This window comes from Mesorhizobium sp. M1409 (assembly GCF_040317535.1).
GTDB lineage: Bacteria > Pseudomonadota > Alphaproteobacteria > Rhizobiales > Rhizobiaceae > Mesorhizobium.
On sequence record NZ_JAMYKV010000019.1, the window covers coordinates 82,621 to 107,894 of the forward strand.

The 25,274-nt window shown below is 63.5% G+C and carries 23 protein-coding genes and 1 tRNA gene; 12 read left to right on the forward strand and 12 right to left on the reverse strand.

Features of this window, described 5'->3' with window-relative positions:
• Positions 1 to 3: 3 nt before the first annotated feature.
• Genes NKG99_RS16915 through NKG99_RS16925 form a run of 3 tightly spaced genes read right to left on the reverse strand, consistent with a single transcriptional unit; the run spans position 4 to position 2,893 of the window.
• Positions 4 to 933, reverse strand: coding sequence for a DUF6492 family protein (locus NKG99_RS16915; protein ID WP_352869665.1), 930 nt, complete (start codon positions 931 to 933; stop codon positions 4 to 6).
• On the reverse strand, positions 930 to 1,724 hold the full coding sequence (locus NKG99_RS16920; RefSeq protein ID WP_352869667.1) for a WecB/TagA/CpsF family glycosyltransferase: 795 nt from the start codon (positions 1,722 to 1,724) through the stop codon (positions 930 to 932). The genes NKG99_RS16915 and NKG99_RS16920 overlap by 4 nt, the downstream gene beginning before the upstream one ends.
• Positions 1,721 to 2,893: a glycosyltransferase family 4 protein gene (locus NKG99_RS16925; protein ID WP_352869669.1), complete on the reverse strand. Its 1,173-nt coding sequence runs from the start codon at positions 2,891 to 2,893 to the stop codon at positions 1,721 to 1,723. The genes NKG99_RS16920 and NKG99_RS16925 overlap by 4 nt, the downstream gene beginning before the upstream one ends.
• A gap of 172 nt (positions 2,894 to 3,065) precedes the next feature.
• Between NKG99_RS16925 and NKG99_RS16930 the strand changes: the two genes are divergently transcribed.
• From NKG99_RS16930 to proC, 3 genes are read left to right on the forward strand one after another with little or no spacing between them, the layout of a single operon-like run.
• Positions 3,066 to 4,064: a glycosyltransferase family 2 protein gene (locus NKG99_RS16930; RefSeq protein ID WP_352869671.1), complete on the forward strand. Its 999-nt coding sequence runs from the start codon at positions 3,066 to 3,068 to the stop codon at positions 4,062 to 4,064.
• Positions 4,033 to 5,367, forward strand: coding sequence for an O-antigen ligase family protein (locus NKG99_RS16935; protein WP_352869673.1), 1,335 nt, complete (start codon positions 4,033 to 4,035; stop codon positions 5,365 to 5,367). Before NKG99_RS16930 ends, NKG99_RS16935 begins: the two co-directional genes overlap by 32 nt.
• 60 nt (positions 5,368 to 5,427) lie before the next feature.
• A complete protein-coding gene (gene proC / locus NKG99_RS16940) occupies positions 5,428 to 6,243 on the forward strand; it encodes a pyrroline-5-carboxylate reductase (RefSeq protein ID WP_352869675.1) in 816 nt (271 codons plus the stop codon).
• 343 nt (positions 6,244 to 6,586) lie between these two features.
• Here proC and NKG99_RS16945 read toward each other — a convergent pair whose 3' ends face one another.
• From NKG99_RS16945 to NKG99_RS16965, 5 genes are all read right to left on the reverse strand, one after another.
• Positions 6,587 to 6,841, reverse strand: a complete 255-nt coding sequence (locus NKG99_RS16945; RefSeq protein WP_352869677.1) for a type II toxin-antitoxin system VapB family antitoxin — start codon at positions 6,839 to 6,841, stop codon at positions 6,587 to 6,589.
• Positions 6,842 to 6,909: 68 nt separating this feature from the next.
• Positions 6,910 to 8,223 carry an NAD(P)H-dependent oxidoreductase gene (locus NKG99_RS16950; RefSeq protein ID WP_352869679.1) on the reverse strand — a complete coding sequence of 438 codons (1,314 nt, stop codon included), beginning with the start codon at positions 8,221 to 8,223 and terminating at the stop codon, positions 6,910 to 6,912.
• An 85-nt stretch (positions 8,224 to 8,308) separates the two neighbouring features.
• Positions 8,309 to 9,703, reverse strand: a complete 1,395-nt coding sequence (locus tag NKG99_RS16955; protein ID WP_352869681.1) for a multicopper oxidase family protein — start codon at positions 9,701 to 9,703, stop codon at positions 8,309 to 8,311.
• Between the two features lie 160 nt (positions 9,704 to 9,863).
• On the reverse strand, positions 9,864 to 13,673 hold the full coding sequence (metH, locus tag NKG99_RS16960; protein WP_352869683.1) for a methionine synthase: 3,810 nt from the start codon (positions 13,671 to 13,673) through the stop codon (positions 9,864 to 9,866).
• Between the two features lie 330 nt (positions 13,674 to 14,003).
• Positions 14,004 to 14,078: transfer RNA gene (locus NKG99_RS16965), tRNA-Thr, on the reverse strand.
• 161 nt (positions 14,079 to 14,239) lie between these two features.
• On the opposite strand from NKG99_RS16965, the gene NKG99_RS16970 reads away from it, so the two are divergent.
• The 9 genes from NKG99_RS16970 to yacG all read left to right on the forward strand — a co-directional run bounded on the left by NKG99_RS16970 (position 14,240) and on the right by yacG (position 19,912).
• Positions 14,240 to 14,434 carry a hypothetical protein gene (locus tag NKG99_RS16970; protein ID WP_352869684.1) on the forward strand — a complete coding sequence of 65 codons (195 nt, stop codon included), beginning with the start codon at positions 14,240 to 14,242 and terminating at the stop codon, positions 14,432 to 14,434.
• A 147-nt stretch (positions 14,435 to 14,581) separates the two neighbouring features.
• Positions 14,582 to 15,874, forward strand: coding sequence for a UDP-N-acetylglucosamine 1-carboxyvinyltransferase (murA, locus tag NKG99_RS16975; protein WP_352869686.1), 1,293 nt, complete (start codon positions 14,582 to 14,584; stop codon positions 15,872 to 15,874).
• Positions 15,875 to 15,965: 91 nt separating this feature from the next.
• Positions 15,966 to 16,400, forward strand: a complete 435-nt coding sequence (locus NKG99_RS16980; RefSeq protein ID WP_352869688.1) for a DUF2948 family protein — start codon at positions 15,966 to 15,968, stop codon at positions 16,398 to 16,400.
• Between the two features lie 7 nt (positions 16,401 to 16,407).
• The gene (gene hisD, locus NKG99_RS16985; protein WP_352869690.1) at positions 16,408 to 17,700 is read left to right on the forward strand and encodes a histidinol dehydrogenase; all 1,293 of its coding nucleotides are present in this window, start codon (positions 16,408 to 16,410) and stop codon (positions 17,698 to 17,700) included.
• 6 nt (positions 17,701 to 17,706) lie between these two features.
• Positions 17,707 to 18,192, forward strand: coding sequence for a UPF0262 family protein (locus tag NKG99_RS16990; RefSeq protein WP_352869692.1), 486 nt, complete (start codon positions 17,707 to 17,709; stop codon positions 18,190 to 18,192).
• Complete coding sequence (locus NKG99_RS16995; protein ID WP_352869713.1) at positions 18,180 to 18,650, forward strand: arsenate-mycothiol transferase ArsC; 471 nt, start codon at positions 18,180 to 18,182, stop codon at positions 18,648 to 18,650. Before NKG99_RS16990 ends, NKG99_RS16995 begins: the two co-directional genes overlap by 13 nt.
• A 198-nt stretch (positions 18,651 to 18,848) precedes the next feature.
• A complete protein-coding gene (infA, locus tag NKG99_RS17000) occupies positions 18,849 to 19,067 on the forward strand; it encodes a translation initiation factor IF-1 (RefSeq protein ID WP_006200926.1) in 219 nt (72 codons plus the stop codon).
• Positions 19,068 to 19,088: 21 nt separating this feature from the next.
• Positions 19,089 to 19,718, forward strand: coding sequence for a Maf-like protein (locus tag NKG99_RS17005; protein WP_127296630.1), 630 nt, complete (start codon positions 19,089 to 19,091; stop codon positions 19,716 to 19,718).
• Positions 19,715 to 19,912 carry a DNA gyrase inhibitor YacG gene (gene yacG / locus NKG99_RS17010; protein ID WP_352628423.1) on the forward strand — a complete coding sequence of 66 codons (198 nt, stop codon included), beginning with the start codon at positions 19,715 to 19,717 and terminating at the stop codon, positions 19,910 to 19,912. Before NKG99_RS17005 ends, yacG begins: the two co-directional genes overlap by 4 nt.
• A 4-nt stretch (positions 19,913 to 19,916) precedes the next feature.
• Here yacG and NKG99_RS17015 read toward each other — a convergent pair whose 3' ends face one another.
• From NKG99_RS17015 to NKG99_RS17030, 4 genes are read right to left on the reverse strand one after another with little or no spacing between them, the layout of a single operon-like run.
• Entirely contained in the window at positions 19,917 to 21,287 is a 1,371-nt protein-coding gene (locus NKG99_RS17015) for an alpha-glucosidase/alpha-galactosidase (protein ID WP_352869695.1), read from the reverse strand.
• Positions 21,288 to 21,306: 19 nt separating this feature from the next.
• Positions 21,307 to 22,974 carry an ABC transporter ATP-binding protein gene (locus NKG99_RS17020; RefSeq protein WP_352869697.1) on the reverse strand — a complete coding sequence of 556 codons (1,668 nt, stop codon included), beginning with the start codon at positions 22,972 to 22,974 and terminating at the stop codon, positions 21,307 to 21,309.
• 10 nt (positions 22,975 to 22,984) lie between these two features.
• Positions 22,985 to 24,121: an ABC transporter permease gene (locus NKG99_RS17025; RefSeq protein ID WP_352869699.1), complete on the reverse strand. Its 1,137-nt coding sequence runs from the start codon at positions 24,119 to 24,121 to the stop codon at positions 22,985 to 22,987.
• A complete protein-coding gene (locus NKG99_RS17030) occupies positions 24,122 to 25,129 on the reverse strand; it encodes an ABC transporter permease (RefSeq protein WP_352869701.1) in 1,008 nt (335 codons plus the stop codon). It abuts the gene before it with no gap.
• Between the last annotated feature and the right edge of the window lie 145 nt (positions 25,130 to 25,274).

The following is a 25,274-nucleotide window of genomic DNA, read 5'->3' on the forward strand; positions in this document are numbered from 1 at the left end:
GGATCATGCTTCGTTAAGCCCAATCAAACGGCGGATGCGGCCGATATCGGTGCCGATAAAGGACTGCATGCCGATCGCCACCTGCTCCGGCGCCATGGCGGCGACGAAGTTGCGGAACTCGTCGTCCGATAGCGCCTCGCCGGTCCAGTGCACCCGGCAGAACTCTTCCGAACCGTGGAAGTGGCCGGCGCCCTCCAGCAGATCGTCGACGTAGCGGCCGTAGATCATGCATTCGGAGAATTTGCGCGCCGAGCCGACGACCTCGACCCAGTTTCGGCCATGGACCTTTTCGATCTGGCCGCACATGGCCAGCACGGTGTCGCGCCGCCAGGCGATCAGCGTCGAGATGTAGTCGTGGTTCGATGTCCGGGATGGGTCGATGCCAAGCGCCGCACCCGCGTTGCGCGACCAAATGCGATGCTCTTCATGACCTTCGTGCGCCAGCGCACCGTCGCGGCGGAACAGCCGCGCCTTGCCATCATGCCAGAAAGTGCCGCAGTCGAAAGGTTTGAGGAAAGCGACGTCGGAATCGCAGAAGATCAGCACATCCTCGGATGCATGCGCCGATATCGCGATGCGGCGCAGCTGCTGCACATGCCAGCCGCGCAGCCGCTGGGTCTTCAGGCTGAGCCAGATGCGCCGACGAAACAGGCTGAGCGGGTCGTCGAAGGCGTGCAGCCAGCGCGGCAGCAATTCCCGCTCGTCGACGATGGTACGCCAGCTGGTCTCCAACTGACGGAAAAGCGAGATATCGCGATGTTCGACCAGGATATAGTGGTGCGCCGCGCCGGAAACATGGCGATCGAGTGTCTCGCACAACAGGCGGCAGCGCTCGAAATCGGGCGCGTAGCTTGCCGTCACCAGTGCCGCCGTCGGCATCCGCCGAAGCGGGCTAGGCTCGACAGCGGCACCCGGAACGAACCTGCTGTTCAACGGATGTCTCCCGCAGCTTCGGGTGCATGCGAGAATCTCTGCCTGACGACGCGCAGCAGGAACAGAGGATTGCCGACCACATAGCGGCGCCACAGGCGGCCCGGTTCGACAGCCAGCCGGAACAGCCATTCGAGCCGCAGCCGGCGCATCCACAAGGGTGCCCGGGGCACCGAGCCGCTCAGGAAGTCAAGCAGCGCGCCGACGGCGATCGGCAGCGTGCAGTGGCGTGCGTCGATGTGGCGTTCGATCCACAATTCCTGGCGCGGCACACCCATGGCGACGAGCAGCACGTCGGGCCGCAGGGTTGCAATCCGTTCGACGATCTCCGGCTCCTGCGCGGCGGAGAAAAAGCCGTCATGGATGACGACGAAACGATGTTGGACGGCAATCGCCGCCAGTTTCTTCGACGCCGCTTCGGCATTGACGCGGGTGGCCCCGAGCAGAGCCACAGTCAGCGGCTGGGGCGAGGCCTGCAGGAAGGCCGGCACGAAATCGGTACCATTGAGATTGTCCGGGAAAGGCGCGCCGTAGAGGACTTTCGCCGCGAGATCGACACCGATGCCGTCGGGCAGGATGAGAAAGTCATCCAGCGCCTTGGCGAAGACCGGATCCGTGCAGGCCATGTTGGCATTATGGGCGTTGAGGAAAGTGACCTTGGTAAAACGACGCTCTCTGGTCAACCGCGTCAACAGGGCCATGGCCTCATCCCAGCGAATCGCGAGCACCGGGATGCCGAGGATCGTTCTCAAGGTGTCGCGCCCCGAGGCGGCGCGGGTGGAGTGCATGTTCATGCAAACGCCTCCTGCCTGACGGACCCGAGTTTTTCGAGGCCGAGCCGGATGGCGGCGTCGAGCGCCTGGACCTGCGAACGCCGGAATGTGCTGCCGTCGACGTCGCGGACGTCGGCCGCCGCGGCTTCGAGAGCCCTGGCGAAGGCGGCGGGATCGTCGGTGACGACGCAATTGGACGGGCGATGGTCGATGCCGCGCAGCGAGCGGCTGGTGGCGACGGACGGCAGGCCGAGCTCGAAGGTTTCGATGGTCTTCAACTGGACGCCGCTGCCCGCGGTGCTGATCAGCGGGATGACGGCAGCGCTACGCACGAAGGCCTGTGCGTCCGGCACGCGGCCGACAAATTCGACACCCGGATGCTTCGACGTGACGCCCGCGGGCATGCTGCCGGCGATGCGGATGCGGAAGTCGCGCCGAAGATGCGGCACCACCTTGCCCAGGAACCAGTCGAGGCCGATGCGGTTCGGCTGCCAGGTCCAGGTGCCGATCAGCGCCGCATCGCAGTCGATGTGACGCGACCCTTTCCGGGTCGGTGCCTCGACGCCGGTCACCAAAGGCAGCACCGCCGAGCGGTCGTCGGAGGCGACACCGAGTGCCGCGCGGTCTTCCTCGGCGAGCGTGAAGACGAAACGCGCACGGCGACAGAGGCGCTCTTCCACGATCTTGAGCAACCTCGCCTCACGGCGAAACAACTGGCGCTGAAAGGGGCCGCCGGCGGCAGCGGCGTTCTCCCGCGCCGATAGATGCTCGACATTGTGGGCGACGAAGATCGAAGGCCGGTCAGCGAACAGTTTTTCGAAGGCGCCGGCGAACTGCACGGAATTCAAGACATAGCCGTCAACCGGACCGGCGCTCTCGATGGCGGCGAGAACAGCGCCGTCGGACACGGCGCGCAACTTGGCCGACGCGAAGGTGAGGCCCGAAAGCAGTGCCTTGCCGACCCAGGCCAGCTTTTGCCGTGCGGAGGCATTGTCCGTGCGCACGTCGATCGCACCCAGCACCATGGTGTTGTCGGGATCGGCCGCGGGTTTCCCCGGCCAGGTGAAGCCGATGACCGTGACTCGCGCGCCAGCGCGCCGCAAGGCGGCGATGATCGCGGCGTTGGCGATCTCGTAGCCCGAGGCGAGAGCGCCGTCGGGCACGATCGATGTGGCGAACAGCAGATGCATCTCACCTATCCTGTGGTGCAGCCGGTAGCAAAGTGCGGTGAACCCTTGATTAAGCCAGCACATTCGACGACCGAAAGCCCCTGTCTGCGGGGCTTCTCCGTGCAAGGTGATTAACGAAACCTTATCACCGTGGTGCTACCCAGAACCCAACTCACCATGTGGCTGGACACGGATGATCCCTTTGCCATCGGACGGTTCGGTATCGATCGCGGGACGCTCGCCGCGGCTTGACGTCGAGGCCATCGAAGCGGTCGTCACTTTGCCAACTTTCAAGCGGCCCGAGCAGGTGCTGGAAACGCTGGCGTCGCTGCGCGCACAGCAGACCGGCAGGCGCTTTGCCGTCATCGTCATGGAAAACGAGGCCGAGGCGCGGGCCGGCGCCAAGGCGGCACTGCCGCTGTTCGAGCGCGGCGAGATACCGGGTCTGGTCATCATCGCGCATGAGCGCGGCAATTGCAGCGCCTACAATGCCGGCTGGCAGACAGCGATCCTGCAGTTCCCGAACTTCCGGCATCTGCTGGTCATCGACGACGACGAGATCGCCGATCCGCGGTGGCTGGAACGGATGTGCAAGGCGGCCGAGACGCTCGGCGCCGATATCGTCGGCGGCCCGCAGGTTCCCGTGTTTGCCGATCCCGCCCATGCGGGATGGGCAGACCACCCGGTGTTCGCGCCCCCCTACCGGGAGACGGGACGCGTGCCCGCGCTCTATTCCTCCGGCAATCTTCTGGTCGGACGCAACGTGCTGACCGCCATGGGGCCGCCCTTTCTCGACCTCAAATTCAATTTCATGGGCGGCGGTGATTCCGATTTTCTGAGCCGGGCGGCGCAAAGCGGCTTCGTGCTTGGCTGGTGCGCCGAAGCGGAAGTGCAAGAAACCGTTCCGGCCCGGCGTATCGAAGCCGACTGGATCCGCGCCCGCAGCCTGCGCAACGGCGTGATCTCGACACTGGTCGAAAAGAAGAAACGCGCCGGCAGGCCACTCGCCGGCGCCAAGGTGTTGCTGAAGAGCCTGGCGCTGCTTGCAGCCTCGCCGTTTCGTGGCCTGATCCGGCTGGCGCGAACCGGATCACCGGCGATCGCCATCTACCCCGTCCATGTGGCGCTGGGCCGCGTGCTGGCCGAATTCGGATATGCCAATGAGCAATACCGCCAGCCTGAGAAAAACTGAGCGCGCCGCGTTCACGCGCGAAGGCGTGGCCACCGCCATCGCGGCGCTGCTGTTCACCGTCATCATGGTGTCCTTCCGGCCATTCCAGCCGGCCGGCGCCGAACTCACGGACCAAGGCGGCGACATCGTCAACCAGCTTGGCTTCAGTTCGCTCGGCGCCATGTCGATCTTCTCGCTGATGGCCTTTGCCGATCCGCGCGTGGTGCGCTCGCTGCTCAGCTCGTCCTGGATGCTGATGCTGGGTTTCTTTTTCCTGTCGGTGATCCTGGCGACCGATCCGCCGTCTGCGATGCGCGCCGCCTCCTTCACGCTGATCGGCATCCTGACGGTGGCGACGATCCTGGTGCTGCCGCGCGACGCCGAAGGTTTTTCAAAAGTCATCATCTTCACCGCCGTCGTGGTCATGGTCCTTTCCTATCTCGGCCTCATCGTCTTTCCGCACGAGGCGATGCACACCGCCGACTCACAGGAGCCCGAACATGCCGGCCTGTGGCGCGGCGTGTTCACCCACAAGAACATCGCCGGCCCAATCATGGCCTGCCTCAGCTTCGCGGGCCTCTATCTCTACCGGCGCGGGCAACGGTACTGGGGTGCCGGGATCTTCTTCGCGGCGATGATCTTCATGCTGCACACCGGCTCAAAGACAACAGCCGGCCTGGTGCCGTTCTCGATCCTGATCGTGATGTTCCCGAGCCTGATAGGCATGCGGCTCGGCACGCCGATTCTGTTTGCCCTGGCGATCATCGCCACGGCGGTCGGCACGCTAGGCATCGTCTTCCTGCCGCCGGTGAAACATCTGGCGGCGATCTATTTCCCCGACATGACCTATACCGGCCGCACGACGCTGTGGGAGTTCGCCGGCAGCATGCTGGCGAAGAAGCCATGGACCGGCTACGGCTATGAAAGCTTCTGGGGCACGCCGCTCTTGCTCAACCAGGACCAGCCCTTCGACCGGCCGTGGGACATCAGAACCATCGTGCACGGCCATAACGGCTATCTCGATATTGCCGTGCTGATGGGCATTCCGGCCCTTTGCGTGGCGGTTTACACCTTCCTCATCGCGCCGCTGCGCGACTACATGCGCATACCGCTGCGCAGGGAGAATATCTTTCTCGGCGACTTCTTCATGATGGTGGTGCTGTTCACGGCGCTGAACGCTTTCCTCGAAAGCTTCTTCTTCCATCGCGGCGACCCGGTCTGGCTGTTCTTCGTGCTCGGCGTCCTTGGGCTGAGGCAAGTTTCGCTGCGGCCGATGGCCGTGCGTGACCCCGATCACGGTGCACGATCTTCCCGTTCCTCCTGACGGGGGCTTCCCCACGGAACAGCCAGCGTCTATGTGAAGGCCTTCCTTGGGAGGCTTTCGATGACGATCAGGCTTGTTCTCGCCGGCTGCGGCAATATGGGTTACGCCATGCTCTCGGGCTGGCTGAAATCCGGCAAGCTTGCGCCGTCGGCGGTTTTCGTGGTCGAGCCCAAAGCCGATCTGCGCAATCGCGCGGAAACGCTAGGCTGCGCGACATCAGCCGATGCCAGCGGCATTCCGGCAGATGCCGTGCCCGATCTCGTCGTCATCGCGGTGAAGCCGCAGGTGATCCGCGACGTCACCGCCGCCTACAAGCGCTTCGCCGATGGCCGCACCACCTTCGTCAGCATCGCCGCCGGCACGCCTGCCGCCACCTTCGAGGACATCCTGGGCAATCGCGCGCCAGTCGTGCGCTGCATGCCCAACACGCCGGCGGCGATCGGCAAGGGCATGATGGTGGTGTTCTCCAACAGACTGGTTTCCAACGACACCAAGCGTTTCGTCGCCGACCTTTTGTCGGCGAGCGGCGAAGTGGCCACCATCGACGACGAGGGTTTGATGGACGCGGTGACCGCCGTGTCGGGGTCGGGCCCGGCCTACATCTTCCATTTCATCGAAGCGCTGACCGTGGCCGCCGAGAAGGCCGGCCTGCCGACGGCAACCGCCAAGCTGCTCGCCAAGCAGACCGTCTACGGTGCTGCCTCGCTTGCCGCCGAAAGCGGCGAGGAGCCGGGAGTGTTGCGCCAGCAGGTCACCAGCCCCAATGGCACGACGGCCGCGGCGCTAGACGTGCTGATGGGCGAGGACCGGCTGACGCGCCTTCTCACAGAGGCGGTGGAGGCTGCGCGGCTGCGATCGATCGAACTGGGGAAGTAAGGCACTAGCTCCTTATGTTGACGGCTTGGCGGAAATGCACGTGGTTTTCGTCATCCTGGGGCGCAGCAAGGAGCGAAGCGAAGCAGCGCAGACCCCAGGATCCATGCCGCGACTTTAAACGCGTCACCACGGTGCAGAATTCTGCTCCGCTGCACCCTTCGGCCAAGGGCACGGAATGGATCCTCGGGTCTCCGCGACGTCGCTTCGCTCCTGCTCCGCCCGTGGATGACGAAGGAGGTAAGGCTTCGACCAATCCCGAATATTTATGCTGATCCATCCAAACGAACGACGAAATCCGGGCTGCCAGTAGGCCGTCCAACCGATCAACCCTGTGTGCACCTAGTCAGGCGTCATTCTGGCCGCCGCCCCACATGTCGCCGATCTCATCCTTGCTCACGGCCTGACCACCCTCGCCTGCTTTCGCCCTGAGATCGGCGGCGATGACAGCCAGCCGCTCCGCCAAGGGGGCGCGGCCTCTTTCCCATTTCAGTTCTGATTCAAGCGCTTCGATAACCGCTTTAGTCATGGAAGTGTTGCGTTTGGCCGCAAGCTCAAGAGCGAGTTCGCGTGCGCGCGGATCCCTTATCCGAAGGTTCATGTGACCGATCCTTGGCGATACCTGTCACAACAATCTAGACTTTTGTAATGACCGCGCCAGCGTGGTCATCACATCCCATACAGCATCTCGTCCTGCAGCCGGCGCAAGGCGAACAGCCTCGTCGTCTGGTCGGGTATGGCATTGTCGCCGGTCAGCAATTCGCCTTTCCGGACCGGCTTCAGCACCTTGCCGCCCTCGAGCAGGCCGACCGGCACGGCGCGCTGCGCACGGGCCTCGCCGACGGTCATGGTCCAGGAGCGGTAGCAGGTCTCGCCGATCGCATCGAAGGTCTCGCCGGCGGCAAGGTCGCGCTTGGCGACGGCGCACACTTCGGCCACCGGCCTTGGCAGCGGCACCATATCAGGCTTGCCGAACAGCACGATGCGGGCGGCGGTCAGCGGCACTTCCAGCGAGGTCAAATGATAAGGCCGGAACAGGCTGTAATAGGGGCCGTGGCCGATATGCAGATCGTCCATGCGTTCTATGATGCGCGGATGCGTCGCCTCGACGATGACGAAGACGCCGGGCGCGACGCCTTTGCCGACCGTGTAGTCGACGACGCCTTTCTTCGTGAGCAGGCCGCCATCCTCGCGCGGGATGAGCACCTTGGCGAGATCGTCGCGGTCGGCCTTTGGGCCGTGCATGCCGGGCACATCGGGCGCCAGCCCGGTTGCATTGGCGATGGCGCACATTTCGACCATGGTCTTGGAACCGTCCACGAACTCGACCAGCATGCGCGGGTTCATGTTGCGGCGGACCGCTTCCTCGCGATAGTCGTCCGGCACGGCGTCGTGGTTGAGCGGGTTGTTCTTGCCCTTGCCGGCCGAGACGATGGTTAGCCCAAGCGCCGACGCAAACTCGATCAGTTCCATGCAACTCGACGGCTCATCGCCCGCACCCACCGAATAGACGACGCCAAGCCGGTCGGCCTGCTGCTTAAGATAGCAGCCGATGGTGACGTCGGCCTCGACGTTCATCATCACCAGATGCTTGCCATGCTCCATCGCCATCAGGTCGAAATCGGCGGCAACGCCCGGCTTGCCGGTGGCGTCGATGACGACGTCGATCAGCGGGTTGGTGACCAGCATCTCGTTCGAAGTGATGGCGATCTTGCCGTTCTCGATCGCCGCGGTGACTTTCGACGCGGTGTCGGCTTCGACCGCCATGGCTTCATCGCCATAGGCGATGCGGATGGCCTCGCGCGCGGTGTGCGGACGGCGTGTCGAAACGGCGCAAACCGAAATGCCCTTCATCAGCATGCCTTGCGTCACCAGATCGGTGCCCATCTCGCCCGAGCCGATGACGCCGATGCGCACAGGGCGGCTCTCGGCGGCGCGCCTGGCAAGATCGCGGGCAAGCCCGGTCAGGGCGACATTGGTCATGCAGGAATGTCCCATGGTTCTTGAGTTGGAGGCGGCAATAGCAGGGAAACGCCCCCTTTTGCCAACGAAACCGTCCGGCGCGGCTTCAGACCACCCTGAGATAGCTCGTCATTCCCGATTTCTGGTGCTCGATGACGTGGCAGTGCAGAAGCCAGTCGCCGAGATTGTCGGCGACGAGGCCCAGGCTCACCTTCTCGTTGGGCTGGATGAGATAGGTATCCGAAATCATCGGCTCAACCTGGCGCGTCGAGGACGACAACACCTTGAAGCTCATGCCGTGCAGATGCATCGGATGGGATTGCGGCGTCAGGTTTTCCATGTCGATAACATAGCTCCGGCCGAGCTTCAGTTCGGCCAGCGGCGCGGTTGGATCCGGCGTATCGCCTGACCACGGCACCTTGTTGATCGCCCAGAAGCTGTAGCCAAGCGAACCACAGATGCCGTCACTCGGGACGTTTTCCGCCGTGGCGCTGAGCGCCAGGGAAATATGCTTGGCACTGGTGAGGTCCACTTCCGCCACCGGATTGACCTCCAGGGGTGCAACATCACGAATGGCACGCTTGAGCGAGCTTCCCGTCGCGCGAAGGGTCGCGAGCACTTTGGGCTTGGTGCCCCTGACGTCCCGCAGGCTGACGATCGCGCCCTCGTCGTCGGGCATGCGGATGGCCAGCTCCACGCGCTGGCCGGGTCCAAGCAGCAGGGCGTCGGGAGAAAAACGCCGCGGCACCGGATTGCCGTCGAGCGCCATCACTGTCGCCTCGGCGCCGTCGACGCGAAAGGCATAGATGCGTGTGACATCGGTGATGGCGACCCTGAGCCGCACCAGCCCGCCGGCCGGCGCGTCATATTGCGGCTGATCGAGCCAGTTGGCGGTGCGCACCGTGCCGTAAGTGCCGGTTCTCGCGGCATCGCGCGGGCGGAACAGGTCTATGAACTGACCGTCGTCGCCGAGGCGCCAGTCGCGCAGATTGAAGACAATCTCGGCATCGAATTCCGGATCACCGGGGTTCTCGACCACGATCACGCCCGTCAGGCCGTGGCCCATCTGGGTCAGCGTGTTGCAATGCGGGTGGTACCAGAAGGTGCCGGCGTCGGGCGGAGTGAAGGCGTAGTCGAAATGATCGCCGGTGTAGACATAAGGCTGGACCAGAAAGGGCACGCCGTCCATCTTGTTTGGAACGCGAATACCGTGCCAGTGGATGGTCGTCGGATCGTCGATGGCGTTGACAAGACGCGCGGCAAAGGGCTCGCCCTTTTTCATTCTGAGCACGGGCGGCATTCCGGCGTTGCCGTAGGTCAGTACATCCCTGGTCTGGCCGATATCCATCAGCTTTGCCTGGATCTTTGCCGTCTGCAAAACCACCGGCTCGGGCGTGGCAGAGGCCCAGCCGCCAAGCCGACCGATGGCCGAAAACCCTATCCCGCCCACGCCGGCAACCGCGGCCGTTTTCAAAAGCCCGCGGCGTGTGAGTAGGGTCATTCGGCGTTCCAACTGCAAAGACGACTGCTTGGGTCTATCGCTATCCTGGATCAGAGGCCAGTCACCGGCGCGGATGCCGATATTGGCACATTGCATCTCGACGATGCCATGGCGATGTGTGGTTGTCGCTTGGCTTGGCCGACAACAGAACCTGCCGCTGCTATTCAGCCGCCTTGGCATGGTGTGCCGGCACGTAGTTGAGGATGGGGCCAAGCCAGCGCTCGACCTCGGCCAACGGCATAGCCTTGCGGCGCGCATAATCCTCGACCTGGTCGCGTTCGACCTTGGCGACGCCGAAATAGTAGCTTTCGGGATGCGACAGATAGATGCCTGACACGGACGAGCCCGGCCACATCGCATAGCTCTCGGTCAGGCGGACCCCGGCATTGTTCTCGCCGTCGAGCAACCGGAACAGCGTCGCCTTCTCGGTGTGGTCGGGTTGCGCCGGATAGCCGGGGGCCGGGCGGATGCCGCGATAGGGTTCGCCGATCAGCTCGTCGGGCGCCAATGATTCCTCTGGCGCGTAGCCCCAGAACTCCTTGCGCACCTTCTCATGCATGCACTCGGCAAAGGCCTCGGCGAAACGGTCGGCCAGCGCCTTGACCATGATCGACGAATAATCGTCATTCGCCCGCTCGAAACGCTCCGCGATCGCCACCTCCTCGATTCCGGCGGTGACGATGAAGCCGCCGATATGGTCGGGCTTGCCGCTGTCCATTGGCGCGACGAAATCCGACAGCGCGACATTGGCCTTGCCGTCGCGCTTGGTCAGTTGCTGGCGCAGGGTGAAGAAGGTCGCCAGTTCCTTTGAGCGCTTGTCATCCGTGAACAGCCTGATGTCATCGCCGACGGTGTTGGCCGGCCAGAAGCCGATGACGCCGCGCGGCGCAAACCATTTTTCGGCGATGATCTGCTTCAGCATCGCCTGCGCATCCTCGAACAACTGGCGGGCGGCGGGTCCTTGCGCTTCGTCTTCGAGGATCCTGGGATAGCGCCCCTTCAGCTCCCAGGTCTGGAAGAACGGCGTCCAGTCGATGTAGCGCGCGATTTCGGTCAGGTCCCAATTCTCGAAGACCTTCACGCCTGTGAAGGACGGCTTCGGCGGCTCATATTCAGACCAGTCGAGCTGATGCGCATTTGCCCTCGCCTTGGCCAGCGGCAGCCGCTGCTTGTCGGCTTCGGAGCGGGCATGCGCGTCGGCGACCCTCTTGTATTCGGCGCGCACCGTGTCGACATAGCCGCCCTTGGTCTCGTTCGACAGCAAGGACGAGACCACGCCGACCGCACGGCTGGCGTCGGTGACGTAGACCGTCTGGCCCTTGGTGTAGCGCGGGTGGATTTTCACCGCCGTATGCACGCGGCTGGTCGTCGCGCCGCCGATCAGCAGCGGGATGTCGAAGCCTTCGCGCTCCATCTCGGCGGCCATATGCGCCATCTCATCGAGCGACGGCGTGATCAGGCCCGACAGTCCGATGATGTCGACATTTTGGTCGCGCGCCGTCCGCAGGATCCTTGCCGCCGGCACCATGACGCCGAGATCGATGATCTCGTAATTGTTGCAGGCCAGCACGACGCCGACGATGTTCTTGCCGATGTCGTGGACATCGCCCTTCACCGTTGCCATCAGGATCTTGCCCGCCGTCTGGCGCTCGCCATTGTCGATGCCGTTTGCGGCGTTGGCCAGCTTCTCGGCCTCCATGTGCGGCAGCAGTCCGGCCACTGCCTGTTTCATTACCCGCGCCGACTTCACCACTTGCGGCAGGAACATCTTTCCCGCGCCGAACAGGTCGCCGACGACGTTCATGCCGGCCATCAGCGGGCCTTCTATGACATGCAGCGGGCGCTCGGCGGCCAGACGCGCTTCCTCGGTGTCGGCGTCGATGAATTCGGTGATGCCGTTGACCAGTGCATGGCTGATCCGCTGTTCGACTGGCAATTCGCGCCAGGCGAGATCGCGCTCCTTGGCTTCTTGGCCCGCCGTGCCCTTGAAGCGTTCGGCGATCTCCAGCATGCGTTCGGTGGCGGTGCCGCCGGCCTTGGGCACGCGGTTGAGCACGACATCCTCGCAGGCCTCGCGCAGCGCCGGTTCGATCGTGTCGTAGACGGCGAGCTGACCGGCATTGACGATGCCCATGTCCATGCCGCGCTGGATGGCATGGTAGAGGAACACGGCATGCATGGCCTCGCGCACCGGCTCATTGCCGCGGAACGAGAAGGACAGGTTCGACACGCCGCCGGAAATGTGGACATGCGGCAGCGTCCCGGTGATCTCTCCCGTCGCCTCGATGAAGTCGACGCCGTAATTGTCGTGCTCCTCTATGCCGGTGGCGATGGCGAAGACATTGGGGTCGAAGACGATGTCCTCGGGCGGAAAGCCGGCCTGTTCGGTCAGGAGCTTGTAGGCGCGGGTGCAGATCTCGACTTTGCGCGCTTTGGTGTCGGCCTGGCCGTCTTCGTCGAAGGCCATGACCACCACCGCCGCGCCATAGGCGCGCACCAGCCTTGCATGATGCAGGAACGCCTCTTCGCCTTCCTTCATCGAGATGGAGTTGACCAGCGGCTTGCCCTGCACGCATTTCAGGCCGGCCTCGATGATCTCCCATTTGGAACTGTCGACCATGACGGGAACGCGGGCGATGTCCGGCTCGGCGGCGATCAGGTTGAGATATTCCACCATCGCCTTCTTCGAATCGATCAGTCCCTCGTCCATGTTGATGTCGATGATCTGGGCGCCATTGGCGACCTGGTCGCGCGCCACGTCGAGCGCGGCGACATAGTCTCCCGCCGTGATCAGCTTCCTGAACTTGGCCGATCCGGTGACATTGGTGCGTTCGCCGACATTGACGAAGGGAATCTCGTCGGTCAGCGTGAACGGCTCCAGCCCGGACAGGCGCATCTTGCGCTCGATGTCGGGAATGGCGCGCGGCGGATATTTCTTCACCGCTTCGGCGATGGCGCGGATGTGATCCGGGGTCGAGCCGCAGCAGCCGCCGACGACATTGACCAGCCCCTCGCGGGCGAAATCCTCGATCTGCGCGGCCATGAATTCCGGGCTCTCGTCATAACGGCCGAATTCATTGGGCAGGCCGGCGTTGGGATAGGCGCAGGTGAAGGCGTCGGCGACGCTTGATATCTCGGCCAGATGCGCGCGCATGGCGTTGGCGCCGAGCGCGCAGTTGAGGCCGATGGTGAAGGGGCTGGCATGGCGCACCGAATGCCAGAAGGCGGTCGGCGTCTGGCCGGACAGCGTGCGGCCAGAAAGGTCGGTGATGGTGCCCGAAATCATCACCGGCAGGTGCACGCCCTTCTCGTTGAAGATCTCTTCTGCCGCGAAGATAGCCGCCTTGGCGTTCAGCGTGTCGAAGATGGTCTCGATCAGGATGATGTCGGCGCCACCGTCGATCAGGCCGCGCAGCTGTTCGCCATAGGCCAGGCGCAGATCGTCGAAGGTCACCGCACGATAGCCGGGATTGTTGACGTCGGGCGACATCGAGGCGGTGCGATTGGTCGGCCCCAGCGCGCCGGCAACGAAACGGCGCTTGCCATCCTCCTGCTCGGCACGAACAGCGGCGCGCCGTACCAGCCGCGCGCCATCGCGGTTGAGCGCATAGACGGCGTCGCCCATGCCGTAATCGGCCTGGGCGATCGAAGTCGAGGAGAAGGTGTTGGTTTCCAGAATATCCGCGCCTGCGATGGCGTATTGATAGTGGATTTCCTCGATCGCCTGCGGCTGCGTCAGGATCAGAAGATCGTTGTTGCCTTGCTGGTGGCAGGCGCAGCCGGCGAAGGCTTCGCCGCGGAACTGGTCTTCATCGAAACCCAGGCCTTGGATCTGTGTGCCCATGGCGCCGTCAAGGATGAGGATGCGTTCGCGCGCCGCCGCCGTCAGCGCCGCAAGCACTTCCGACCCGTCGGGCCTTGCCGCGACGGGGCCGAACAATGCGTCCAGCGATGCAGAATCCTGCGACATTTTTTATCCCTTTGGCGACAAGCCTTTTCATGTCACATAAGGATATCTTTATGTCAATATACGGCAAGCGCTCGTCATTGTCACGCGTCATTGCTTTCGCCTGGCTCACGAGCGCAATCCTTCTGTCAGCGCAGGTGGCTGGACGAGGAGAAGGTCGGACAAGCATTCCGTTAGGGCAATGGATTGGGTTGGCACGACCATGGCATCTGCCTGTTCCGCGGCACGAACGAGTATCACGGAAGCCGTTTCGGGCCGGTCGTTGCGGACGGTCGCGCCCGCTTTCACCGTTCTGATGGTGCCCGGTAGTTGTTTCCAAACAAGGGCTTGGAATGGTGCTGCGAGAGAGGATTGAACTCTCGACCTCTCCCTTACCAAGGGAGTGCTCTACCACTGAGCTACCGCAGCCGCTGATGGCGGGGCTTCTGCCATATCGAACCGGCAAGCGCAAGGCCAAGTGCAACGCTTCTGTGAAAGCCTTTGCCGGATAGCTTTTATCGACATGGCGGCGCCACAATGTTGGCTATCCCTGATTGACGGGTTGGCTGGTCGCCGGCCGGGACGGGACGATGAACGACAAGACAATTCCACTGAAAAGGGCTGGTCCAGCTAAAAAGAGCGGCGCCAACCGCAAGGACCGGCTGGCCGAGCAATTGCGCGCCAATTTGCAGAAACGCAAGGCGCAGTCGCGCTCGCGGCGCGCCGGCGATGCGGATCAGCGGCCGGACGGGCTCGGCGCGGCAAAGGAAATACAAAAAGATTAACTCAAATCGGCCACTCTTGGCCCGGGATGGGGCGAAATCCTATTTCTTCAACCAGCCAATTCCTTGAACCAGATTGGCCAATGGTCTAGACGGGCCGCTACTCAAACGATTGAACCGGCTTTTTCGAGCCGAGAGGGACGTTCTTCCATGGATCGCATCAGAATTGTCGGGGGCAACAAGCTCTCCGGAAGCATTCCGATCTCGGGCGCGAAAAACGCGGCCCTGCCCCTGATGATCGCCTCACTTTTGACCGACGACACGCTGACGCTGGAAAACGTGCCGCATCTGGCCGATGTCGAACAGTTGATCCGCATCCTGGGCAATCACGGCGTCGACTATTCGGTCAATGGCCGCCGCGAGAAGCAGAATGAGGGCTATTCGCGCACCATCAATTTCTCCGCCCGCAACATCGTCGACACGACGGCGCCCTATGAGCTGGTGTCGAAGATGCGAGCGTCGTTCTGGGTCATCGGGCCGCTGCTGGCCCGCATGGGCGAGGCCAAGGTGTCGCTGCCTGGCGGTTGCGCCATCGGCACGCGCCCGGTCGATCTGTTCCTCGAAGGCTTGCAGGCGCTGGGCGCCGATATCGACGTCGACACCGGCTATGTCATCGCTAAAACCCGAAATGGCCGCCTTGTCGGCAACCGCTATGTGTTCCCGAAGGTCTCTGTCGGCGCCACCCATGTGCTGATGATGGCCGCGGCCCTGGCCAAGGGCGAGACGGTGCTGGAAAATGCCGCCTGCGAACCCGAAATCGTCAACCTCGCCGAGTGCCTCAATGCCATGGGCGCCAAGATTTCCGGCGCCGGCACGCCTGTTATCACCATCGATGGCGTCGAATCGCTGTCGGGTGCCCGCGTGCGCGTCATTCCCGACCGTATCGAGACCGGCACCTACGCAATGGCGGTGGCAATGACCGGCGGCGACGTCGTGCTCGAGGGCGCACGCCCCGAACTGCTGCAGACCGCGCTCGACGTGATCTCGCAGACGGGTGCGGAGATCACGCAAACCAATTCCGGCATTCGGGTGAAGCGCAACGGCGCGGGCATTTTGCCGGTCGACGTGACGACAGCGCCGTTCCCGGCCTTCCCGACCGATTTGCAGGCGCAGTTCATGGGCCTGATGACGATGGCCAAGGGCAAGTCGCGCATCACCGAGACGATTTTCGAAAACCGCTTCATGCATGTGCAGGAACTGGCCCGGCTCGGCGCCCACATCACGCTTTCGGGCCAGACGGCAATCGTCGACGGCGTGCCGAAGTTGAAGGGCGCGCCGGTCATGGCGACCGATCTTCGCGCCTCGGTCTCACTGGTCATCGCCGGCCTGGCGGCCGAAGGCGAGACGACGGTCAACCGCGTCTACCATCTCGACCGCGGCTTCGAGCGGCTGGAAGAAAAGCTGTCCAACTGCGGCGCGGTGATCGAGCGGATTTCCGCATAGGCCAATCGCAAGGCCTTGCGGTGTGGTTGCGCGGACGGGAAAGACCGCCTAACAGAAGGTTCAGTTATCAACCTTCAGGTGCGAAATCCGCATGACTGCCCTTAAGCTTATCGCGCTCGACGACCAGGATCTGAGCATCGTTTCGGCCCATGTCCAGGATGCCGTGATGAAGGTCAGTGACCTCGAATTCCTGCCCGCGGCCAAGCGTTTCCTGCTGACCATGAACCGTTTCGTCTGGGAGGCCAAATCCGGCCTGTTTCGCCAGCACAATGAGCGGCGGCAGGCGGTGCTGCATTTCGACCGGGTGCTTGGTGCCAAGACCAACGGCATCGCCCGCGACAAGCCGGCTGAGGTCCTGTCCCTGCTGGCGATCAGCTTCATCGAGATCAGCAAGCCGGCCGGTATCGTCGAGCTGATCTTTGCGGGCGGCGGCACCATCATGCTCGATGTCGAGTGCATCGAGGCCCGCCTTGCCGACATCGGCGGCGCGTGGGAAGCCAGCTCGCGCCCGATCCACAAGGCCTGAACATCCGATGGCCATCACGCTTCGTCAGTCCGACGCCGATTTCGAGCAGCGTTTCGCCGCCTTCCTCCTGACCAAGCGGGAAGTGTCCGCCGATGTCGATGCCGCGGTGCGCGACATCATCGCGCGCGTGCGCGCAGAGGGCGACGCGGCGTTGATCGACTATTCGCAGAAATTCGATCGCGCCGATCTGGCTGGATTAGGCATCGCCGTCTCGAAGGACGACATCGCCCAGGCTTACAAGGCCGCTGACCCAAAAACGATCGAGGCACTGGAATTCGCGCGCGACCGCATCCGCTCGCATCACGAACGGCAGCGGCCGAAGGACGATCGCTATACCGATGCCGCCGGTGTCGAGCTCGGCTGGCGCTGGACGGCTATCGAGGCGGTCGGGCTCTATGTGCCGGGCGGCACGGCGAGCTATCCAAGCTCGGTGCTGATGAACGCCGTCCCGGCCAGGGTGGCCGGCGTCGAGCGCATCGTCATGGTCGTGCCGGCGCCAGGCGGCATCATCAACCCGCTGGTGCTGGTGGCCGCGGATATATCAGGCGTGTCCGAAATCTACCGCGTCGGCGGCGCCCAGGCGATCGCAGCGCTTGCCTATGGCACCGAGACTATAAAGCCGGTCGCCAAGATCGTCGGTCCGGGCAATGCCTATGTCGCAGCGGCCAAGCGCCAGGTGTTCGGCACCGTCGGCATCGACATGATCGCCGGGCCGTCGGAAGTGCTCGTCGTGGCCGACGGCAGCAACGACCCGGACTGGATTGCCGCCGATTTGCTGGCCCAGGCCGAGCACGATGCGTCGGCGCAGTCGATCCTGGTCACCGACGACCCGGCCTTCGGCATCGCCGTCGAACAGGCGGTCGAACGCCAGTTGCAGAACCTGCCGCGCGCCGAAACGGCAGCGGCAAGCTGGCGCGATTTCGGCGCTGTGATCCTGGTGCCGACGATCGAGGCAGCGCTGCCGCTGGTCGACCGTATCGCCGCCGAACACGTCGAATTGGCAATCGACGATGCCGAGGGTTTCCTGTCGCGGATGCGCAATGCGGGTGCCGTCTTTCTCGGCCGCCACACGCCGGAAGCCATCGGCGACTATGTCGGCGGCTCCAACCATGTGCTGCCAACGGCACGTTCGGCTCGTTTCTCGTCCGGGCTGTCCGTGCTCGATTTCGTCAAGCGCACCTCGATCCTCAAGCTTGGGCCGGAGCAGTTGCGGATCTTGGCGCCGGCGGCGATCGCGCTGGCCAAGGCGGAAGGCCTTGAAGCACATGCACGTTCCGTCGCCATACGGCTGAACATGTAGGCCGCCATGTCCGACTCCGATCAAACCCGCGCCAGGCTGATCGATGTCGAACTCGATGAATCGATCGGCCGTTCGACACCCGATGTCGAGCATGAACGCGCGGTGGCGATCTTCGACCTGATCGAGGAAAACAGTTTTCAACCCGTCAATGACGGCGGCGCCGGCCCTTATCGGCTGAAACTGTCGCTGGCCGAGAAGCGCCTGGTCTTTGCCGTGGCGCGAGAGGATGGGGCCCCCGTCGTCACCCATATCTTGTCGTTGACGCCGCTCAGGCGCATCGTCAAGGACTACTACATGATCTGCGAAAGCTACTATGACGCCATCCGCTCCTCGACGCCAAGCCACATCGAGGCGATCGACATGGGCCGCCGCGGCCTGCACAATGAAGGCTCGCGGACGCTGATGGACCGGCTTTCCGGCAAGATCGACATCGACTTCGATACGGCGCGCCGGCTGTTCACGCTGGTCTGCGTGCTTCACTGGCGGGGCTAGCCCTGGCACCCGGCGTCCTTCCCCGTTCGATCCTGTTCCTGTGCGGCATGAATGCCGTGCGCTCGCCGATGGCGGAGCAACTGGCGAGGCGGATGCTGCCTGCCACCATCTTCGTCGCCTCGGCCGGCGTTCGCGCGGGCGAGCGCGATCCGTTCGTCGATGCGGTCCTTGCCGAGGAGGGTCTCACACTGGGCGAGCGTCACCCAAGGACGATGGACGATCTCGAGGACGACTATTTCGACCTCATCGTCACGCTGTCTCCGGAAGCGCACCACGCGGCTCTCGAACTCACCCGCTCGCTCGCCGTCGAGGTCGAATACTGGCCGATGCCGGACCCTACCGATGCCGGCGGCACGCGCGAACAGATCATGGCCAGTTATCGCGACGTGCGCGAGCGGCTGAAGTTGCGCATAGGCCGACGTTTTTTGCTTCCGGAAGAAAAAAACGCGACGGATTAAGCGTGTTCACAAGCGGGCGATTATCATATAGGTTCCGCCGAAATTCCGGCAGAGTCGGATGATTTCAGGTCTGTTCGACCTGAAATCTGAATCCGCCTCTAAATCAAGAAGTAGAGCATGATGTCGTCCGAAAACCGCTCCACACTTTTCGGCATCATGCTCTAAGCGCCGGAACTGCCATCCAAGCAAAGGTATCGAATGCCGAAGGAAGAAGTCCTCGAGTTTCCGGGTGTCGTGACGGAATTGTTGCCCAACGCGATGTTCCGGGTAAAACTCGAAAACGAACATGAGATCATTGCCCATACGGCCGGCCGCATGCGCAAGAACCGCATCCGCGTGCTGACCGGCGACAAGGTTCTGGTCGAGATGACGCCATACGACCTGACCAAGGGCCGCATCACCTATCGTTTCAAGTAAGCCAAGCCCGACTGGTCCGCGATGAGCATTTTGCAGAAGCTGGTGCTTGCCTCGGGTTCGCCGCGCCGGATCGAGCTCTTGCAGCAGGCCGGCATCGAGCCGGACCGCGTGCTGCCGGCCGATGTCGACGAAACGCCGCTGCGTGCAGAGCATCCGCGCTCGCTGGCCAAGCGGCTGTCGAAGGAAAAGGCCGAGAAGGCGTTCGCGTCGCTGAAGACCGAAGCCGACTACGCGCCGGGCTTCGTGCTGGCCGCGGACACGGTGGTCGCCGTCGGGCGGCGCATCCTGCCCAAGGCAGAAACCCTCGACGACGCCGCCAACTGCCTCGGGCTGTTGTCCGGCCGTTCGCACCGGGTCTATTCCGGCATCTGCCTGATCACGCCGGGCGGCAAACTGCGCCAGCGGCTGGTCGAGACGCGGGTGCGCTTCAAGCGGCTGCCGCGCGAGGAAATCGACGCCTATGTCGCCTCGGGCGAATGGCGCGGCAAGGCCGGCGGCTACGCCGTCCAGGGTCTCGCCGGCGCGTTCGTCGTCAAGCTGGTCGGTTCCTACACCAACGTCGTCGGGCTGCCGCTCTATGAGACGGTGGCGCTGTTGAGCGGCGAAGGCTTCAAGGTGCATGGCGGCTGGCTGTCAGGCGCACGGCTATGAGTTCCGACCCCAAAGTCACGCCCTTGCGCCCCAAGCGCCCCTGCCCCGAATGCGGCAAGCCATCGGCGCGCGACACTTTTCCGTTCTGCTCGACGCGCTGCAAGGACATCGACCTCAACCGCTGGCTGAAGGGCGCCTATGTCATCAAGGCCCGCGACGACGAGGAAGAGACCGACCCCGACGCTCCTAAATAAGGCGTCAGGCGGCCTCGGTCTTGCGCGCCACGCGCGCCCAGGCCGGCAGCCAGTCGCCGTGAGCGGCGAGAAGGTCGTCGACCAGTGACCAGATCTGGTCGAGATCAAGCTCGGCGGCGGTATGCGGGTCCATCATCGCCGCATGGTAGATGTGCTCGCGGTTCTCCGTCATCAGCGCCCGCACCGTCAGTTCCTGCACGTTGATGTTGGTGCGGATCAGCGCGGTCAATTGCGGCGGCAGCTCGCCGATATAGGTCGGCTGGATGCCGGAGGCATCGACCAGGCACGGCACTTCGGCGGCGCAATCCCGGGGCAGCGAGGTGATGCAGCCATTGTTGCGGACGTTGCCGTAGATCACCGACGGTTCGCCCGTCCAGACCGAATTCATGATCGAGGAGGCATATTCCTTCGACTGCTCGACTTCGATGCGATCGGCCGAACGATAGGCTTCCGCCTGCCCCTTCCAGCGCTCGATCTGCTCGATGCAGCGCTTGGGATATTCATCCAGCGGGATGCCGTACTTCTCGATCAGGTCCGGGCGGCCGTCCTTGATGAAATAGGGCGTGTATTCGGCGAAATGTTCCGAGCTTTCGGTGACGAAATAGCCGAGCCTGGTCAGCATCTCGTAGCGCACCTTGTTAGGGCAGCGCGGGTTCCAGCCAGGCTTGGGCGCACGGCCTTCGCGATAGGCGCGCACCAGATCTGGATAGAGATTGCGGTAGGAACCGTCCGGCTGGCGATGCTCGAAGCTGAGATAAAAGGCCATGTGGTTGATGCCGGCCGAGCGATAGCGGATTTCTTCGTAAGGAATGTCGAGATCGTGCGCCAGCTCCATTGCCGTGCCCTGCACCGAATGGCAGAGGCCGACCTGCCTGATCTCGGGATATTTCTCTGATATCGCCCAGGTGTTGATCGCCATCGGATTGACATATTGCAGCATGATCGCCTGCGGGCAGACGGCGAGCATGTCCTCGCAGACCTTCCACAGATGCGGCACGGTCCGGAGGCCCCGCATGATGCCGCCGACGCCGAGCGTGTCGGCGATCGTCTGGCGCAGGCCGTATTTCTTCGGCACTTCGAAATCGGTGATCGTGCAGGGCTCATAGCCGCCAATCTGGAAGGCGACGACGACGAAGTCGGCGCCGGCCAGCGCCGTGCGCTGGTCCGAATGGGTCTCGGTCTTTGCCTTGACGCCGAGTGTCGCGATCAGCTTGTTGACGACGATGGCGCTCTCTTCCAGCCGCTGCGGATTGACGTCCATCAGCGCGATCGTCGCGCCCGAAAGCGACGGGCGCTGCAGCACGTCGCCGACAATGTTCTTCATGAACACCGTCGAGCCGGCGCCGATGAAAGTGATCTTGGGATTTCTTGCCATGCTAACCTCCGGCATATGTTCAGGCCACGTCGAAAGCGGCCCTGACGAGCCGTTCGGTGTAGGCGGTCTTGGGATTGGACAGGACGTCGTCGACGGGGCCCTGCTCGACGATCTTGCCGTTCTGCATGACGATGACGCGATGGCACAGTGCACGCACCACCTTGAGGTCGTGCGAGATGAAGAGGTAGCTGAGGCCGCGCTCGTCCTGCAGCTTGCGCAGCAGGTCGATGATCTGCGCCTGAACGGACAGGTCCAGCGCCGATGTCGGCTCGTCGAGCAGGATGAATTCAGGTTCCAATGCGATGGCGCGGGCGATCGCGACGCGTTGCCGCTGGCCGCCGGAGAATTCGTGCGGAAACCGCGACAGTATATCGCCGGGCATGCCGGCGCTGACCAGCGCCTCGCGCACCCGATCGACCCGCTCGCGCCGTGTCGCCCCTATGCTGTTGACGATCAGCCCTTCCTCGATGATCTGGCCGATCGTCATGCGCGGGTTGAGCGAGGAGAACGGATCCTGGAAGACGATCTGCATGCGCGAGCGCAGCGGCCGCATCTCGGCCCGCGACAGGCCGTGGATCGGCCTGCCATCGAAGCGTATCTCGCCGCGCTTGGTATCTATCAACCGGAGCAGGGCCTGGCCGAAGGTGGTCTTGCCGGAACCGGACTCGCCGACCAGCCCCAGCGTCTCATGGCGGCACAGGCTAAGGCTGAGATCGTCGACGGCGACCAGTTCGCGCCAGTCCGGTTTCAGGAAGGTGCCGTGGCGCAGCATGAAGGAGACACGCACGCCGCTGGCCTCGAGAATGGTGCCGCAGCCCTCAGGCAGCGGTTTCGGCTGTCCGCGCGGCTCGGAAGCCAGCAGCCGCCTCGTGTAAGGATGCCGCGGATCGGCGAAGAGCCGTTCGGTGACGTTGTGCTCGCACATTTCGCCATGCTGCATGACATAGACGTAGTCGGAGAACTGACGCACGACGGTCAGGTCGTGGGTAATCAGGATCACCGCCATGCGCAGCTCTTTCTGCAGGCTGCGGATCAGGTTCAGGATCTGCGCCTGGACGGTGACATCGAGCGCCGTGGTCGGCTCATCGGCGATCAGCACATCGGGATTGTTGGCCAGTGCCATGGCGATCATCACGCGCTGGCGTTGTCCGCCCGATAGCTGGTGCGGATACTGCTTGAGCCGCGCGACAGGATCGGGAATCTGCACGTGCTGCAGAAGTTCCAGTGCTCGCGCCCAGGCCCGCTTGCGGCTAACCTTGCGATGCACCCTGATCGCCTCGACGATCTGGCTGCCGACCGTATAGATCGGGTTGAGGGAGCTCATCGGCTCCTGGAAGATCATCGAGATGCGGTTGCCGCGCAGCTTGCGCCGGGCGCTCTCGGGAAACTTCAGGATGTTTTGCCCGTCGTAACAGACGCTCGACCCGGGCGACACCGTGGCGCGCCGCGACAGCAGGCCCATGACGGTGCGCGCCGTCACCGACTTTCCGGAACCGGATTCGCCGACGATCGCGATCGTCTCGCCGCGATAGAGCTGGAATGAGATGTCCTTGACCGCGTCGACGACGCCATGCTCGACCTTGAAGGCCACGGCGACGTTGCGGGCGTCGATGATGGGCTGGTCCCGACGTCCGTCATGGTCGTGACGGACGGTTGGTGCAAAGGTTTCGGCGAGCGCGACTGTCATCTGTTCCACCTCAATAGGGATCGACGGCGTCGCGCAGGCCGTCGCCGAGCGCGTTGAAGGCAAAGACGGTGACGAGCACGAAACCGACCGGCGACAGGATCCAGGGATAGGTGCCGATGACGGAATAGGTCGCGGTGTCCTGCAGCATCAGGCCCCACGAGATCAGCGGCGGCTTGACGGCGAAGCCGAGGAAACCGAGGAAGGATTCAAGCAGCACCACCGTCGGGATCGCCAGCGTTACGGCGACGATCACATGGCTCATCACATTGGGGAAGATGTGCTGCATGATGATGCGCCGGTCGGTGGCGCCGACCGCCATGGCGGCGCGCACATACTCGATCCGTGCCAGCGCCAAAGTCTTGCCGCGCACCTCGCGCGACATCTGCGCCCAGCCCAATGCCGACATGACGATGATGACGAAAGCGAGGAAGACGTTGGTAGGCGCGGTAACCGGGATCAACGTCGTCAGCGCCAAATAGAGCGGCAGTTGCGGGAAGGCGAGCACCAGTTCGACGAAACGCTGCATCCAGACATCGAACCTGCCGCCGAAATAGCCGGAGACCATGCCGACGGTGGTGCCGATGACGGTGATGATGAAGACGACCGTCAGCGCGATCATAAGCGAGACGCGCGAGCCATGGATGGCGCGCGACAGCACGTCGCGGCCGAACTTGTCGGTGCCGAGGAAATGCACCGGCTGGCCGTCCAGCGAGCCGAACAGATGCCGGTCCGCCGGCAAAAGCCCGAACAGCTTGTAGGGCGCGCCATGCACGAAGAAACCAAGCAGCCTTGGATGGTCATAGTCGGGGCCGACGACGGGCTGGAAGGTGACCGGATCGAGATCCGCCGAATCGGCCAGCGCATAGACCCTCGGCCGCGCGGTGAAACCGCCGTCCTTGTCATGGAAAACAGGCACCTGCGGCGGAGCGAAGCCGACATCCGTGACCTTCGGGTCCATCGGCGCGATGAACTCCGCGAACACGGCCATCACCAACAGGAGCACGACAAGCCAAAGTCCGGCCATGCCGGTCCAGGAGCGCTTCAACCGGCGCCAGACAAGGGCGATATAGCTCTCATTGCCGCGCTGCGGCTTCTCGATGACGCCTTCGGCGGGCAGCGGTGGTGTTAGATTGTCGAAAGCCAGCATCTAACCCTCCCCGAACTGGCGCACGCGCGGATCGAGCAGCACGAGCAGCATGTCGGCGATGATGTTGCCGACGATCAGCGTCGCCGACAGCACCATCATGAACGTGGCGGTGACATAGACGTCGCCGACAGCCATGGAACCGACGATCGCCGGGCCAACGGTCGGGAGCGCGAAAATGATCGCGGTCTCGATCTCGCCGGTTAGCATGTAGGGCAGCACCACGCCCTGATACATGACGAGCGGGTGCAGCGCGTTGGGCACGGCGTGGCGCATGACGACGGCGGCACCGGTCAGCCCCTTGGCCCTGGCCGTCTCGACATATTGCGCGTTCAGCGTGTCGAGCAGATTGCCGCGCATGATGCGCATGTTGTAGGCGAGGCCGCCGAAGGTGGCGATCGCAACGACCGGCCAGACATGCTTGACCAGGTCGACGAATTTGGCCCACGACCACGGCGCGCCGCCATATTGCGGCGAGAAGAAGCTGCCGATCTCCGACACGTTGAACTGGAAGACCAGGAGATAGACGATGATCAGCGCCATCAGGAAGCGCGGCACCGTCATGCCGAGGAAAGAGATCGCGGAAAGTGTCGAGTCGATCCAGGTGTATTGCCGGGTCGCCGCCCATATGCCGAATGTGATGCCGAGCACCGAGGCGAGCAGATGGCAGACCAATGCCAGAATGAGCGTGCGCGGCAGGCGCTCGCCGACCACATCGGCGACCGGCTTGTTGTAGTAGAGGCTGTAGCCGAAATCACCGCGGGTGATGATGCCGCCGATCCAGTTGAGATACTGGACGGGCAGCGGCTTATCGAGGCCATGCTCGATGCGATAGGCGTTGGCCTGCGCGTCGGCCTCGGCGAAGGAAGCTCCACCCTGGTTGATCGCCTGCGAGCGGATGTAGTCGGCATAATCGCCGGGCGGCGCCTGGATGATGGCAAAGGTGACCAGGCTCAAAATGGCTAGGACCGGTATTGCCGACGCTATGCGCGTGAGCAGGAATCGCAACATGGACGGTCCGTTTCTTGTCTCGCCGATCGCGCCTTTGGTTGCGTCCGGAGGTTGACTTTGTCGGGGCCCCCCCCCCGCGCGGACCCCAAAAAAACGGGGAGGGGGAGGTATAAAAAATAATGATGCAAATATAAAACCGCGGGCG